This is a genomic window from Anabaena sp. TISTR 8404 (assembly GCF_056847745.1).
Genome location: NZ_CP180578.1, coordinates 3,327,741 through 3,344,036, shown reverse-complemented (window position 1 = coordinate 3,344,036; position 16,296 = coordinate 3,327,741). Strand labels below are relative to the sequence as shown.

General features: G+C 41.0%; 10 protein-coding genes. 4 read left to right on the top strand and 6 right to left on the bottom strand.

Annotated elements, in window-relative coordinates:
- The first annotated feature begins 812 nt into the window (after positions 1–812).
- The gene (locus tag ACMX3D_RS14435; protein WP_482752084.1) at positions 813–2,135 is read left to right on the top strand and encodes a hypothetical protein; all 1,323 of its coding nucleotides are present in this window, start codon (positions 813–815) and stop codon (positions 2,133–2,135) included.
- A gap of 209 nt (positions 2,136–2,344) precedes the next feature.
- Here ACMX3D_RS14435 and ACMX3D_RS14430 read toward each other — a convergent pair whose 3' ends face one another.
- The 3 genes from ACMX3D_RS14430 to ACMX3D_RS14420 form a co-directional block, all read right to left on the bottom strand.
- Complete coding sequence (locus ACMX3D_RS14430) at positions 2,345–3,019, bottom strand: cadmium resistance transporter (RefSeq protein WP_482752083.1); 675 nt, start codon at positions 3,017–3,019, stop codon at positions 2,345–2,347.
- 253 nt (positions 3,020–3,272) lie between these two features.
- The gene (locus ACMX3D_RS14425; RefSeq protein WP_482752082.1) at positions 3,273–9,119 is read right to left on the bottom strand and encodes a translocation/assembly module TamB domain-containing protein; all 5,847 of its coding nucleotides are present in this window, start codon (positions 9,117–9,119) and stop codon (positions 3,273–3,275) included.
- Positions 9,120–9,860: 741 nt separating this feature from the next.
- Complete coding sequence (locus tag ACMX3D_RS14420; RefSeq protein ID WP_482752081.1) at positions 9,861–10,511, bottom strand: sigma-70 family RNA polymerase sigma factor; 651 nt, start codon at positions 10,509–10,511, stop codon at positions 9,861–9,863.
- 624 nt (positions 10,512–11,135) lie between these two features.
- Between ACMX3D_RS14420 and ACMX3D_RS14415 the strand changes: the two genes are divergently transcribed.
- On the top strand, positions 11,136–11,513 hold the full coding sequence (locus ACMX3D_RS14415) for a 2TM domain-containing protein (protein WP_482752080.1): 378 nt from the start codon (positions 11,136–11,138) through the stop codon (positions 11,511–11,513).
- A 3-nt stretch (positions 11,514–11,516) separates the two neighbouring features.
- Here ACMX3D_RS14415 and ACMX3D_RS14410 read toward each other — a convergent pair whose 3' ends face one another.
- A complete protein-coding gene (locus ACMX3D_RS14410) occupies positions 11,517–12,887 on the bottom strand; it encodes a DUF2330 domain-containing protein (RefSeq protein WP_482752079.1) in 1,371 nt (456 codons plus the stop codon).
- 13 nt (positions 12,888–12,900) lie between these two features.
- Positions 12,901–13,770, bottom strand: coding sequence for an RnfABCDGE type electron transport complex subunit D (locus tag ACMX3D_RS14405; protein WP_482752078.1), 870 nt, complete (start codon positions 13,768–13,770; stop codon positions 12,901–12,903).
- Positions 13,771–13,886: 116 nt separating this feature from the next.
- Between ACMX3D_RS14405 and ACMX3D_RS14400 the strand changes: the two genes are divergently transcribed.
- Both ACMX3D_RS14400 and ACMX3D_RS14395 read left to right on the top strand, forming a co-directional pair.
- Positions 13,887–14,117, top strand: a complete 231-nt coding sequence (locus tag ACMX3D_RS14400; protein ID WP_482752077.1) for a DUF433 domain-containing protein — start codon at positions 13,887–13,889, stop codon at positions 14,115–14,117.
- A gap of 9 nt (positions 14,118–14,126) precedes the next feature.
- Positions 14,127–14,288, top strand: a complete 162-nt coding sequence (locus tag ACMX3D_RS14395) for a hypothetical protein (protein WP_482752076.1) — start codon at positions 14,127–14,129, stop codon at positions 14,286–14,288.
- A 431-nt stretch (positions 14,289–14,719) separates the two neighbouring features.
- Here ACMX3D_RS14395 and ACMX3D_RS14390 read toward each other — a convergent pair whose 3' ends face one another.
- The gene (locus ACMX3D_RS14390) at positions 14,720–16,036 is read right to left on the bottom strand and encodes a recombinase family protein (protein WP_482752075.1); all 1,317 of its coding nucleotides are present in this window, start codon (positions 16,034–16,036) and stop codon (positions 14,720–14,722) included.
- Positions 16,037–16,296: the final 260 nt, after the last annotated feature.

Sequence of the window (16,296 nt, the reverse complement as noted above, 5' to 3'; positions counted from 1 at the left end):
TGTACTTGTAAAGTCCAGTTTAAGATGCTTGTCTAAGGTTACAGATAGCAAAAATTCATGCGATCGCCTAACCTAAACAAAATTTCTTAAACCTAGTTGCGCAAAATGCACATTGATGGTGGAATAGATGAGGAGGTGTTTGTTGCCTCCACAAAATAAGTGACTCCTAAGTAAATTTGGGGGTGTGGCGGAATGGCAGACGCTACGGACTTAGCGAACTGAGCCTTGAAGAAGAAATTCTTCAAGTGTAAGCTCTCAAACTCAGGGAAACCTAAATCTGTTTACAGACAAGGCAATCCTGAGCCAAGCCAAAATTAGTACTGAGTTAAAAGTGCTGAGTGCTGAGCAAATTTAAAGCTTGTACTCTCAAATTTTAACCAACAGTTTTTGGAAGGTGCAGAGACTCGACGGGAGCTACCCTAACGTCAAGGCGAGGGTAAAGGGAGAGTCCAATTCTCAAAACCTGAATCAGGTAGTAGTGAAAACTGCAAGAGAATGAAAATCCGTTGACCTTAAACGGTCGTGAGGGTTCAAGTCCCTCCACCCCCACTAAAAAACAAATTCAATAAAGCCTGCTTAGAAATACTAAGCAGGCTTAACTGTTTTAAACATTAACACAGTGTTGCTTATCCGTACTTTTTCTGAATAATTGAGTTCGGAAAATTTAATCTTGACAAAGACTTCAGTAAATTCATCAAAACTCATTCAAAAAATTACTGTATCTTTGAAAAATTGATTGATGCTGGTGACTGTCAAAGTTAATCTAATAAATAACAGATTTATCCACTTTATTATTGGTCTTGAGCAATTCCATGACCACTTATAGTTTATTTCCTGATTTAGAAGAACCAAATTTTGTTAAACCCCATCTTCAGCCATTAAATTTACAACTTGGGCAAGAAAAGATATATAACTTCTTCATGGAAATTGTTAATCAAAAGCCTCCAGAAGAAGTCTTGCGAGAATTTAAACGATTATTTTTTGATTTTTTAGAATCAGGCAGTTTAAATACTGTACCTGTAATTCGGAAAATGCTGTTAGCTAATAACGAGCAGGAATTTCATCATACTATCAAGCGCTGTTGCTACATTATAGTAAATAACTGGGCATCTAAAAGAAAATATGAATATATTCAAGAATTAATTAACTTATTAGCTAATTATGATGTCCGCTGTAAAAAAAACACTTATACTAGCTTGCATATTTATAAAGGTTGGCTTGAAAATTTTGTAAATAGTGACGACTATCAAGAATTAAAATTATTTGCCAATAAACACGATAGTAAAAGCAAAGTTCACTGGGCTAATCGCTATGCAGCTTATTTATTCGCTGCGCAATCTTTTGATATTAATAATCCTAAAGAGCAACAAGAAGCAGCCAGCCAACTTGCTCAACAGAGGAAGGACAAATTTAAGTTTGAATTAGCAATGTATATTGCACGTTCTCAGTCCTCTGCTTCAAGTAACACACGCTATGTAAATCCTAGTAATTTGGGTGATAACGTTTTGCGTTTAATCAAAATGATTATCCTTAAAAAAGGGTTATTTAGTTATGAAAATCTAGCCAATATATTTATCAAACAAACTCAGAATCAAAGTTTTAAGGAATTTAAAACAAGCATCCGTAAATACTTATTTTTTTCTGTTAAAAATATAGGCTTAGTCAAAATTTTAAATCAGCAGCTAACAGAAAAATTATCTAATTGGAAGCCTGACTATGATGATGAAATATTAGATAAAAAATTATTCCTCAGAAGTTGTAATCGTCTAATTGATTGTCTAACCACAGAAAATGGTCGAGAACCTTCGGCATTATTTGTTTTACTACTTTCTCAAGGTCATCTATTAACTTTAGTAATTTTATTGTTGAAAATTATTTTAATTTGTCAAAATTCTCGTAGTCATTTAGAAATTAGAATTGCTCATTTAATTCGCTACTACGAAAAGTTACCAAAAGATGAATGCAAACGGGTAATTAATTTCCTGGAAATTTTTAATATAACCTTTGCTATTTATGCAGAAAATATTGAATATAACTTGATTAAAGTGCAAGAAAATGAGCAGAATTATCCCAGAAAATCAAATATTGATTCTTACCATATTTTCTCACAATTAAGGGAAAACATTTATGAATAAGTATCAAGTTAACTAGTGAAGGTCGTTATTCGTCATTGCTACTGCGATAAATAAGTCGGTAAGTAGGTCGGCGTAAATAATTATTATTGGAATAAGGCAGGAACCAGGGGGAGAAAGAATTTGAGCTTTCTTTACTTTTCTTCACATAGTTCGGTTTTATTCCACCGATTTACTTATCCATAACAGTTGGGCATATTTAGTTCGTCAGTTTAGTGAGAAAACATAGCGATCGCAGGTAAAAGCTGATATGATTCACTTTTAATGAGGATAGAGCATCCTAAGTAGATTAATACTAAAGGAAAGACTTTGCGACCATAGCGCGTCAGCAGAGGAGCTATGAGAGGATTACGGGTTAAATTGTAAGATAAAAAGCACCATAACCCCACGGTCAGATAACAGACACAGAGAATCACTCCTAAACTTGGCAGATTACTACTAGCAAACAGTGGTACATAAATCCCGATGTTATTGCCTCCATTCGCAATGGTAACTGCGGAAACGCGATAAGTTTGAGGGTCGCGCAGAGTTGCCCATAGAGATTTCTTGTGGTGCTTGGTTGTAGTTGAAGAGGCAAAATCAACTGATACAGCTTGTACTGTTTCTTCTTGTTGTTCCCGTGTTAATAAATGATTAATCCCAATAGCTATTGGTAAAAAACCTAGCAAGCCAACCCAAGCTGCGGGTAAAATTAAACCACCTAAAAAACCAGGAAGACTGGCAAGTATTAATACGGTAAACCCGACAAATTCCCCAAGAATAATATTTTGCGGACGAAAATGACGATTAACTTTGCCAAAGAAGGCGGTCAAATATAAATTGTCGTCAAAAGTAGTTGCAAAAGCAGCAGAGATGCCAATAATTAATGTACTAGTTAACCAATTCATGATTGTTGCGTAAGGTAAGATAAGTCTCCAAAATCTGGAGGATTTATTAGCAATTTGCATCAATAAAATTGATGTGTTGTTTCAGCTAGGTACCTTAGCCTTGTATGTCATAAATATTATGGTTAACAACTAAATAGAAGCAAATATTCTTTTTTCTTAAATTGATAAATAAAGTTTATTAATTTGCACTATGAACTTGTTGCTGGAGAGGAACCTGAATGATGAACTCATAAATGATATTCTTCCTTCTGATCTAAAACCGTGTTTGATACTCAATTACTGCACGACTGTCGTCTTCTAAGTTAGTAGAAGCACGCACCCGCAGTTCATCGTTGATGCGGTAATTAATCCCCCATTGAAAAGGATCATTGGCAGTTAAAATTTTAATGCTGGAAATCGAAAACTTTGTAGAAATATCAATCCCAGCTTCTGCCGCTAATTCTAATGTGGAACTGCTTCTTCCCGCTTCGGGATTATCAGAAATCACAGTCGGAAAGATGCGGAATTCACTTAAGCCAAAAGCATTAGCAATTTGATTAAATGTTGTTTGAAAGTTATTAAATACGGCTGAACCGGCAATATTAATTAAACCTAATGTGCTATCAGCACGTCCTTGAGTATCGACAAATCCCCCGCCTAACAAAGCGACAATTTCTGTCTGACTACGTGACGGACTGCTGGTGAGTTCCAGATTTTCGTTGAGTTTACTAGCAGGCCCTTGAACTCTAGCTTCGACTCGCACACTTTCTAAAGAACCTAATCCTCCCGTAGAACTTGTTCTGGTGAACTCAGAAGTTTGGACTGCATCAAGTACCTTGGCAAATAACTGCACATCTAAGATGGGATCGCGCGGTTGGTCAGCCCGAAATGTGGCTGTATTTTTATAGCCACGCACTAAATTAAACTGAGTGGTAAATAAATTCACACCACCCTTTTGTAGACGGATTGTGCCATCGGGGATAGGTGCATTCAAAGCACCGTTCACTGTCAGCTTACCTGTGGCTTGGAAGCTGAGAATAGGCTGACGGGTAATTTGGATATTGTTACCTAAGGTTAATTCAAGGTTATTTAATCTTGCTGTGTTATTTCTCGCCTCAGTTTTATCTTGCTTGTTGGCTTTGACAGGATTGCTAGTGGTAGATGGACTGGTGTTAGTAGATTCTGCTAATAAAACTTGACCATCAGATAAACGAATTTGACCACCAATGAGAGGATTTAAAGCTGAACCAGTAATTTGTAAATTGCCAGTAGCACCACCTTTATACAATCCTTTGAGATTCAAATTTAGCTGATCAAGGTCTACGGTTAAGGGAGTACTTGCAACTACGCCATTATTAAATACAGGAATTTCGCCCGCTGCCATGACTTGACCCCGGCTAAATCTGCCTTGCAGACTTTCGACTAATATGCGGTCAAAGTTAAAATTTATCTTGCCCGTTACCCGTCTAATCTTACCTGGTAAAGCTGAAGCAGCAAAAGTGGCATCTTTAACAGTGGCAATTCCTGTTAACTCTGGCCGCTGTCTGGTTCCACGTACTGTGAGGTCAATTTCGCCTTCACCTTTTTCAAAAGCGACCTGATCTGTCAGCAGATTTAACAGTGCTAGACCTTCATTTCTGACTTTGACATCCAAGCTAATTTCATTGCTGGCTGGTGCGGTAGTAGCAAAGGGTAACTGATAGGGTATGCTGCCATTAATGTTAACTGGTTCTGGCCCAGCAACAGAGACGATACTACCAAAGTTCAAACGACCATTGGTATAACTGAAGCTGGCTGTAGCTGACTCGACAGGCTTTTGATTGAGGGTTCCGTCGGTAATTTCTAATTCGCCTTGGGCTTGAGGGTTGGCAATACCGCCTGCTAAAGCTGCGGTGGCGTTGAGATTACCTGTGATGTCAACTGGGAGTTTGACAAAGTTATTGATTAAGGCGATGGGAAAATTAGTAACTCGCAACTGACCTGATTGGTCTTTACCGCCGATGTTACCTGTAAAGGCCAGCAAACTATTGTCTAACTCGATGCGTAACGGTCGCAACTGCAACACGCCATTTTCAAAGCTACCTTGGGCAATGATTTGTTTTGCATTATAGTAGCGATCGCTTTCTGTTTCTTTACCCCAGGTAAAGTTCTGTCCGTTCAAGCTAAATTGCACTGATAAACCATTAGCTGTGGCAGTATCTAAAGCTACTTCTCCGTTGAAGTTTCCTTGTAAATCTGCTAGTTCTGGTAACAGTGTCGAGTCCCGTCGTTGTTGCTGTTGCTGTGCTATTTCTGCCTCAATTTCGTAAAACCGCCGCAGTTGATCAAATAAAGGTTGATTGGGTAAGCCACGTGCATAGGTAGTCAAATCGGCTGCTGTGCCGTAAGCTGGCTCTGATGTACCACGTTGGAAGTCTTGGATGTCAAATATCTGCGCTGCGGCTAAGACATCTTGGATATTACCTTGACTCACGTTCAGTTTGCCTTGGAGTTGTGGCCCTCTCGGAGTTTGACCAAAACTACCAGCAAAGGCGTAAATACTATTACCTTTGACAAATTCGCTACTGGTGAGAGTGGCTTTACCATTAGCGTAGCTAAATTGCGCCGTTAACCGATCGCCTTGTATCCTTCCGATTTTAGGCTGGGCGATCGCTAAATTACCATTCGCGGCAAATGTTTGTTGATTTACTTGCAAGTCGCCAGTAATTAACCCAGCTACCTTACCAGTTCCTAAACGTAGCGCTGGTGGTACAGATACATTCAAGATTTGTAAGGGAAAGTTCTGTACATTGAGTGCAACATTACTGCCTTGAAATTGACCTGTAGCTAAGGCATTTTGCCACTGTACTAAAAAGGATTGGGGACGATTATTAGCATCTAAATTGAAGGCGATGCGGTCTCTACTTCCAATCAAATCTAAGTTCAAGCCGCGTCCTTGGGCTGATTCAATATTACCTGTTAACAATGGCTCAAAAGCAATGTCTTGCACTACCAAGTTTCGCAAGGCAATTTGGCCTGTGACGTTTGGTAATGGTAATTTACCTGTTACTTTACCGTTAAAATCTACCTTGCCTTTCACAGCGACTTGATTGGGCAAATTAATCGGTAACTGTTGCAAATTATAGTCCTGAGCTTGGACATTCAGATTTAAAGCGGTAATTTCTGGTATGCCTGCTTTTTTGGCGTTGGCTACGATGTCACCACTAACATTTAAACCAGGGGCAGTGAGTTGGTTAATTGCTAGTTTCTCACCATTCCAAGCGATCGCAGCTGTTAATGGTCGTTCTAATCCAGGTAAACCTTGAGATAACTGCACGTTACCAGAGGCATTCACGTTAGCCAACGTAGCCGAACCCAACGCCCCAGCTACTTGTAACCTACCACCCAATTGCCCCCGTAACTGCTGATTTAACTTAGTTAATTGCACACCAGCCGCATCGACTACAGCTTGATAGCGACCATCAGCTACGCGAATATTCGAGGCGGTGATTGTCCCCCCTGCCAAATTCAAACGCCCTTGACCACTAGCTTGGATAGTTTGTGGTTGGAAAGATGCAACGGAACCAGCAACGTTTAATTGTCCTGTTAATGCACCTTGGAATTGTGGCGGTACGGCTGCCAACTTTTGTAACGGCACATTATTAGCTTGGACTTGCGCTTGATAACGACCATCAGCCACACGAATATTCGAGGCGGTGATTGTCCCACCTGCCACATTCAGCTTTGCTTGACCATTGGCTTGGATGGTTTGTGGTTGAAAGGATGTTACCGAACCAGCAACATTTAATTGACCAGTTAAATCTCCTTGGAACTGTGGTGGTACTTTTGTCAAGCGTTGCACTGGCACATTGTTAGCTTGCAGTTGCGCTTGATAACGACCGTTATTAACTTTGATGTTTGAGGCGATAATTGTGCCACCACTCACAGTCAACTTGGCTTGACCATTGGCTTGGATAAATTGTGGTTGAAAGGATTCCGCAGAACCCGCCACATTAAACTGACCAACTAATCTGCCGCGAAGTTGTTGTGTATTGGGTGTGAGTTCTTGCACATCTAGATTATTGGCTATTAACTGTGCTTGATACAAGCCGTTTGCCAGTTGAATGTTTGTGGCTGTGACTGTACCGCCAGCGACGCTGAGGTTAGCTTTACCAGTACCACGAAGAGTTTTCAGACTGAGGTTATCTCTATTGCCAGCGATTTGAAATGTCCCTGCTAACCGCCCTTGTAAAGCTGGGGGAGCTTTTTTGAGGATACGTCCTAACCGCACATTATTGGCAACTAATTGAGCCGCAAAGTTTTGGTCTTGGAGTTGAACACTAGCAATGGCGATCGCACCACCAGCAATTTGCACTGCTGCGCCTTGAGTGCGAATCGAGGAAATTTGAAATGGCCCGCTAGTCCCAGCTAGAAGCAACCGACCGTTAAATTCTGCACCATCCAAGGAAATATTTTGCAGTTGATTTTTGTTAACAAACGGTTCTAACTGTACGCCATCACCTGTAACATCTGCTTGCCAACGTTCATTAGCATATCTGCCCACCGCCCGCACGACACCACCACCAACTCTCAGGGCAACATTTTGGAAATAGAGAGTGCGATCGCTGGTGATGATGGTTTCACCTCTACCAGGGTAAGTGGCTTGGGGTACTTGCCACTGTACGAAAGTTCTGACGTTGTTAGGATTACCAGTGACTTGGGCTGTAGCGGCGACTTTACCAATTTGGAAAGTCGGGCTGGAGTTGTAGATTTTAGCGATCGCATCTCCAGCAAAATTCTTGGCAACAAAATTTAAATTCAGCAGTGGGGTTTTTCCGAGAGCGATTTTGCCACCCCCTATAATTTCTCCACCAACAGTGGTTTCACCTTGAATGTCTCTCAAGGTTAACAAGGCTGCATTCGGAGAAAATTCAAACTTACTAGTAATACTTTTAAAATTCAGTTTATCAATCCGGGCAGTGTTAATTGTGGCTACTGCACCAGAAAGAATCGGGTTAGTTGCCTTCCCAGTGATTTGTAAGTCTGCTTTTAATTGCCCAGCTACAGGTACAGGTAGTTTTAGTTTGAGTGTTGTTTGGGCATTAGCGACACTTACTGTTTTTACACGTCCTGTTAACTTATAACCTGCTTGACTATCAATAGTTCCGTTAGCAACTAAGGGAATTTTGCCGTAGTTGGTAGTCAAACTGTCAAGACGTATTTCTGTGCCTTTGAAGTAAATATCACCTTCGGTACTGCTTAAAAGTTGAGGTACGCGGGGAATTTGCAGCGTCACTTTTTGTAAATCTGCGCTGCCATATAATAACGGAGTTTGCTCTGGCGCTAGTTTAATTTGCAAGTCGCCATTCACTCTACCTGCTTGTAAGTTCAGCGGTAACTTCACCAGATTAGTAACAGTAGAGGCGAGTAAATCTTGTCCACTCAACTGAATGTCAGCTATTAAAGTTTTCGGGCGCACATCTCCTTGAATTGCTACATTCCCACCAGTTTCTGCCTGCCCCTTCACATCAAACTTAATTAGTTGATTATTCTCCAACAGTTGGGCAGAACCGTTAAGTTGAGCAAATGTTACAGGTGTGACGAGTACCCCAGCTTTCTTCTGACCTAATAGTACAAGTTTGCCATTACGTAGCCGCAGATTATCTAAATCAGTTTTGATTAATCCGCTTTTACCTGGTGGCGCGATGGTAGTAGTAATCCAACGTCCTTGTTCGTCTTGGGCAATGTAAACATCGGCGTTAACTAAGGTAACATCAAGCTTTAGTTGACGATGAAAAACTAATTGCCAAGGATTAAAACCAACTTCTACAGCCGCCACCACTGCTTTATCTGGATCTGTAGGTGTTGCGGGAATTTCCGAAGCCCCAAACTGCACTCCTGTCAGGGAAAAACTGGTCACTTTCCCCAGTTTCACTGGACGGTTAATAGTATTAGTGAGGCTTTGTTCTGCTAACGGCGCTAACTCTTTTTGGACAAAACTTTGTAACCGCCAAATGCCTAAGATTATTCCCACTAACAAGATGCCTAACAAAGGAATGCCAGCACGACTTAAAATCAGCAACCACATACGCACACGGGTGCGGGATTTAGATTGACGTTCTTGATTGCGAGAGTTAGTCATGTGGTTTCACTCTATACTTGCTGAACGTAGTGGGAACATTAAGTAGAACTAACGATATGTTTTTTCACTATGCCAATTCCAGGAGCCAAATCAATTTTACTCCTGGAAATTTGCATGACCTTGGTCAACTCATTTTTTTCAGGGAGTTGGGGGTATATTCAATTAAATTTCGTAGAATCGGGAAATTGTGGATTAATCAACAAGTTCATAGTGTCAGGGGATATACATAGGAAGAAGTTGCAAAATGCAAACAACTCAAAATGCTCATCCCCACAGTCTATGATTCTAGCTCAAGCTCCTAGTAAATTTTAGGTAACTCAAAATACATTTAATTAAGTAACTTTACGATGGCAAATTTAATTTTTTTAGAGATAAACGGAAAAATATCAAATAATGCCTGATACTATTTATACTATATTTTTAGCGTTTCATAAAGATGAAGTAAAGACTTGCCAGGTAATGTTCTGATGGCCAGCCGCTATGCTACCCCAGCCAGCGACAGGCCGCACAAAGTGCATATACAGTAATATCGTGTCCGGTAAAAGACTTATCATAAAGACCGCAGGGGGCAGGGTGCAGGGTGCAGGGGGAGAAAGGGTTTTGTCTTTCTGCACAGATATGCTGAATCATAACTGATTTGCCGGACATGATATAACGCCTTCGGTAAAGGAAAAGACTGACGCTATTAATGTCACTAACGCTAACAGCAACGCGTCTACACTCACCTGCAATCTTGTATCTTCATAAAATACCTTCTGATTCCGCGAATTTTCGCAAGCGTGGCAAACATTGACGTTGATAAAAGCTACTCAAGGTAGGAATAGGTAAGCCAAATTCCTCGGATAGTTCTTTCCAGCTAACTTCTGGTGGTAAGCGTCTGAGAATCAATACCTGACAATTCACATCTGGACGACCTTTAATGTGAGTACTGCATAATTCTCCGTCTGCATCTGTTGTTGCCCATGTTTCCAAGTTTTCGAGAATTGGCGGTGCTTGTGGCGTAGCCTGTAAGTTGTCAGTTAGATCAATGGTGTCTCTATTTCCACTCGACCCGTACTGGCGTACCTGTAGCGGCAATGTTAAGGCTTGTTCCCGATGATGGTTGAGGTAAAAGTCTTGGAGTCTGCGTTTAAGATAAGCATTCAACCAAGTGATCACAGTACCATAAGCGGGATCATAGGTCTGACCAGTTAAACCATCACAAACATTACGACAGAAATACAACCAAGTTTGTTGCAGTGCATCTTGATAGTAGGGAGTATTTTCTCGCCAAAGTCTGCCTGAAGTTAAACGGATGATTTTGGTAAGTAGCTTTTGACGTTGCGGGCTTCCAGGAGGATAGCTGCAAGCTTGAGTAACTAAGTTGCGTAACTCTTCATCGAGTTGCATCATGGCAATTTTGACAAAAAAATAGCAAGAATATTCTAAGTATTGCTGACAACGACACTCCAGATATTAACCATATGTTATGGTTAGACAATTTTCTTGGCTAGAATATTCAGGATTTATTTGGCACCCTAAATCAAGGTTAGGGTTGTTAAGATCGTAATCTGATTTGATTACTGAAAATCCTTGTGTAGGGAACAGGGAACGCTGAACAGATAACAGGAATGTTAAATGTGTACTGTGTTTTTTTCAAAAATCAAATATGATTCCCATAGTCAATAATCAATAGTTTGTCGCTGGGCTGCTTAAAAAGGCAATCATTTCGTCAGACCAAGCTAACCATCCTCTCTCGTAGTGAATTCCGCGTCGTCAGGTGACATAGTTAAAGTGTGGGGATTTGGCATAAAACCTACATCATCGAACCAAGACACCACGAAGTTATCTACAACCCGTACACCTCATACCCTTACACCCTCACACCCAATCTCAACAACTAACCTTGGCACGTAAGCCTTGGGGTGCAAAAAGTCATCAATTCCAGTGAAATCTCCTGAAAAGGTTCTGAAAGCACAAACTTTTATCTGCTTTTGCACAATTATGGCGACAGATGGAATCTAGGAGCCTAAATCTATGACTACTTTTCGCTCAGAAGATGTGCAGCAGATTCTTCAGCGAGCAATGGCTGAGAAACAACAAGAAAATTTTTCAGAACAGCAGTTACAAGAAATGGCAGCAGAACTTGGTATTTCATTTGTAACTCTGCAAAATGCTCAACAAGCATGGCAACAGGAAAAAGAAATCATAAAAAGGCGGCAAGCATCTAAATCTTACCGCCTACAAAAAATCAAGCCACATTTAATTAGCTATCTTGTGGTAAATATCTTTTTAATTGTGTTGAATTTGGTCACTAGCCCTGGGTACTTTTGGGCAATTTACCCTCTCTTGGGTTGGGGATTGGGTCTTGCTCTACACATCTTGAGTATTTACCTGCAAAAAGATTTGAAATAAGCTTTACATCCCCAGCCAGGATAATAAATTTTCCCACCAAGAAGAAGTCAGATTACCCACACTCAACTTCATTTTGCGGCGAATATCTTGGATATTCCAGTTAGTTAGCTTGGCCAAAGTTTGGGCTTCTTGTTCAAACCGCTTGGCTAAAGACCGCTTATATTCTCTACCAGCTTGACATTTAAGTTCGCCTGTAAACGGATGCTGCAAAATGTATCGTCCTTGAAAAGACTCGCGGTTGGAGGTAGCTTGAAACATGGGGTCTTCTGGGAATTTGTCGCGGGTGTAGCGAATATGCAATCGGGTGATGAATACGCTACTACTAGGAAACGGACGACGGAAATTCGGTGGCGCTGGCACGTAATCAGAGGAATTATTATCTAGCCAAAATACACCTGCTTGCTTGAGTTCTTCTTGGTTGAGGGGTTCTGCTGAACAAGGATCACAATTACTCATATCCCAGGCATATTCCAAGAAAGCTACTTTTCTGTCTTCTTTGAGGTATGCAGTCTGGAACATGGATTTGTAGAAATCACTAAATTCATTTTTGACAAACACAGGAATGTTGGCATCGGAGGGAACTTTGACTGTGCGGTAGTTAGTGAGTTCTACTTGTCCTTGGGGTGAGAGGACATACACAATTAAATCTTGGGCAGCGTTGGCATTAATCATACCCAAACGAATGGGCAGCATGAATTTGGGTGATTGGTAGGAAATTTGTAGCGGACGGAGAAACTGATAGCCAGATTGCTCAAATTTATCGAGGTTGACTTTCGCAACAAAGAATTTCATTCCAGAGCGAATATATGGTTTTAATAGCTGTTTCGCACCTCTGGGAATTTTGTAGCCATTGCGATTTAGCCAAGTTTCGAGTCCGCCTGATTCTTTGGCACTCAAAATCACAATGTTATATTCACCAACGTTGAATCGTGCTTCGACTGTCACACCCAAGTTAGCATCGCCGCCTCTGGTTGCACCTGCGGCAGGTCTAGCTAATGGTGCTGGCGCTGATTCATATACCCGATCATTGAAATCACAGGGATCAGAGTCGAAATACTCTACCAAGCGCGGCGCACTGAAAGCATCTAAACGTTCAATGATTTTGGGTTGGGCAATGCGTACTTGCTCTTTTTTTAAGACGGTTGGCACAGGTACAACCATTGCAAAATCTTTGACTTCGCCTTGGAAGTCATTAGCCATTGTTAAAACTGTGCGATCGCCATCCCGCGCCAGCACTACTTGAGATGCTTGGTTGTATAATTTGCTATCAGCTTTGGCTACATAAAATCCACAAAATGCCCAAGCTGTTGGTGCAAAGCACAGCACACCTATGAATATTACAAATAATGAAAATATCAGTCGAAATCGTTTCATTTTATACCTCTTTTTAAAGTGCTGAGTGCTGAGTGCTGAGTGCTGAGTTTCGAGTTATGTCTTCTTCCTCTACTTCCTTGTGCCAAGAAAATCTGGGGGATGACCAAAGCCAATCAATCACAATGGTTAAGGGTGCGAGGGCGAACAGTGACCAGAAAACTGCTGTGGAAACATAGAAATAATTTCGCAGGATAAAAGTTAAGCTGGCGATGCAGATAGCCCAAACTACACGCCCGATTTTGGCGTTGGGAATTGAGCGGGGATCAGTGACCATAAATAAGGCAAACAGCAGTAAAGATCCACTCATCAACCGATGCCAATACACATCCCAAGTCCAGCCCAGCCAAAGGTTGCGTATGGCTTCTAACAAGGAGTAGGAACCTAAAAAAGCGGCTGTAGTGTCCCAACGACCAATGCGTTGCAAAATCATACCGCCAGTCCCGGCAAATAACAGCCCATACCACCACTCTTCCCCCCACTGTCCTGGTGATACCCACGCATCGGATGTCAGAGTTAAGACTGTGATGATGCCAAAGTTGGCAGGGTTGAAGAAATGCTTATCACCAACTTTGAAGAAAAATTTACTAGCGATCGCACTGACTGCGGCTAATGCCATCGTTAGCCAATGATCAGTCCGCAATAGCAAACTGAGTCCAAGAGAGGTAATCAACGCACTACGCAGATTTATTGGTTTTTGCTCTTGACCATTGACCATTGACGATTGACCATTGACCATTGACAAAATCCACTGCGTTGATAAACAAGATGCGATCGCCACAACAACCATCTCAGGGCGCAGCGTCCAGTCCCTTGTGCCAATTCCCAAAGCCAGAAATGAACCGAGAAATAAAATTTGATAGTCCCGTATATCTTTTAGCAACATTACCCTTATATTCAGGGTTTACCCGTAGATTTTTCACCAATCTAGTCGAGTAAAAGCTGAAATACCATTGCTGTTACAGATTTTGTTACAAAAAAGATGTTAGAGAAATAATTATTATGTTAGGTCTGGAGAGAATTACATTTAACCCTAGCATTATGGGTGGACAAGCTTGTATTCGTGGAATGCGAATTCCGGTTTCTTTAGTTGTAAATTTGGTAGCTAATGGGAAACCTGTAGAGGAAATTTTAGAAGAATATCCTGATCTAGAAACAGAAGATATACGTCAATCTCTACTTTACGCAGCGTGGTTGACTCAAGAACGAGTTTTTCCCTTTCAAAGTGCTTAACAAGTAATAATGAAGTTTTTAGCAGATATGGGAATTTCGCTAAGTACTGTATCTTGGTTGCGTGGTGGTGGTTATGATGCTGTACATTTGCGTGGTCAGAAAGATTTAGAGGCGGGAGCAATTATTTCTGTGAGTAATGAAATTTTCCGAGTAAAGCGATTGCCGATATGAGTAAAATGACGCTGGTGTTAGGTGTGCGATCGCTATTTATTATCTATCCTCACAGGCGATCGCCTCTCGGTTTACAATTTGAATGAAAAAGATCACTTTTAGAACAGCATCATTTCACTTCAGAACAATAACATTCTCGTTTGGAACACGAAACTCCGAGTTCTGAACATTAACTGTCTTGTTTAAAACACGAAACTTCGAGTTCTGAACACAAACATTCTCGTTTAGAATACAAAACTTTGAGTTCAGAACTCGAAACTTGCCGATAAAAGCACAAAACTTCAGGTTTAAAACACGAAATTTGGAGTTCTGAACACGAAACTCCGAGTTCTGAACATGAAACTTGGGCATATAAGCAACTACCAAGCCAGTTAGGAAATGATTGATTACTCAAAACCTGGAAACAAACGGGGTTTATACTCAGCACTTGACTAAAAAATAAACACCACGCGCAAATCCCACTGTTTATCTTGACGAATAATCTGAATTTCTCGAATAAATTCTCGCAGATAAAACCGTCGTTCTGCTTCTGATAAGTCTAACCAAAATTGGGGAATGGAAACGGCTTGCGCGACAGAACGCAGGTTAACTGGCGGAAGTGTGGCTAACTTTGCTTGCAGTGCTGAGATTTCTGTGCGGAGTTTGTATTCTCTTAATTTTGCTGTTTCTGCATCTAAAATGCCAGTTTCAATTAATGTTGGTAACTGAGTGAGGATTTCTTGTTGACGAGCGATCGCATTTCCTAAACTATTCTTGACTGTATCCAACTCTGGAGAGTTCATGCCTGCTACTGCTAATGGTAAGTCACGGCAAACTTTGGCGATCGTACATTCTAAAATTTCTTGGTAAGGAATAGCTCGACACTTAGGGCTGCGAGGACAACTAATCGGACGTAAATAAAGGTACTCTTTATCTTGGTGGCGGCGGGTAACACGGGTAACTGTCATGTGTGACTGACATTCGCCGCAGACAACTAACCCAGCTAAAGAACGCGGCGCACTGGCGGTTCGAGATGGTAAGCGGCTGTTACGGCGTAAAAGTCGGTCAATTTGGGCGGCTTCTTCTTTGGAAATAATCGGAGTATGGGTGTCAGAGATAATTTCACCGTTGAGATAAGCTGTATCGCCCCGATAGACAGGATTTGTTAACCAGCGTCGTCCAGTGGTAACGGAAATTTTCTTACCGTATTTTTTTGCTAAGTAACGCACTGCGCCCCGCAAGGAGCCGTAGAGTAAAAAGTGATCAAAAAAGTCTTTGACCACAGGAGACGTGCTGCGGTCAATAATGTATTTTCCTTGACCACGACGATAACCGTAGGGTGCTTTACCTGGTGGGGGTGCTGCGTCGAGACGATTGCGGGCGTGTCCTTGGCGAATGCGCCGACTACGTTGTTGATATTGGATTTCTTTGAGTAATTTGATTAATTCAGCGCGAAATAGCGATCGCTCTGATGTGTACGATTGTTCTGTAGCAATGACAGCTACTCCCAGCGCTTCTAATTCATTTAAGCGATCGCTTACTTCCTCTACAGTATCTCCTAATTCTTCTAAGCGACGAACAAGCAAACATTCTACTGGTTCATTTTGGCAGTCTGTGAGTAATTGTTGTAATTGCAAGCGTGTGGTGTATCCATCAGCAACACCCTTGACCAAATCTTCATAAACTCGTTCTACTTCCCATTGCCAATTAATGTTTTGCGGCATTGGTTCTAGGAGAAGGTCACAATAAATATAGCTAATAATTTTCATTAGTCAATCAATAGTTGAATGGTAAAAACATCAGCCACAAAGCAGTTAAATTAAGCTGTCTGTAATTGTTTGGTTTTGTAAATTTGCATTTTTATTCCACGGTAGCAATGCTTGATGGACTAGTGAACATAAATTATCATGAGGTAAAAAATAATTATTGGTAAAGATTTAGCAAAGAATGGCGATAATATTTTTATACAAATCATCATTTAATCAATATAAAACTCTGTCATTAGAAAGATATTTTAAAGTTTGGGTAT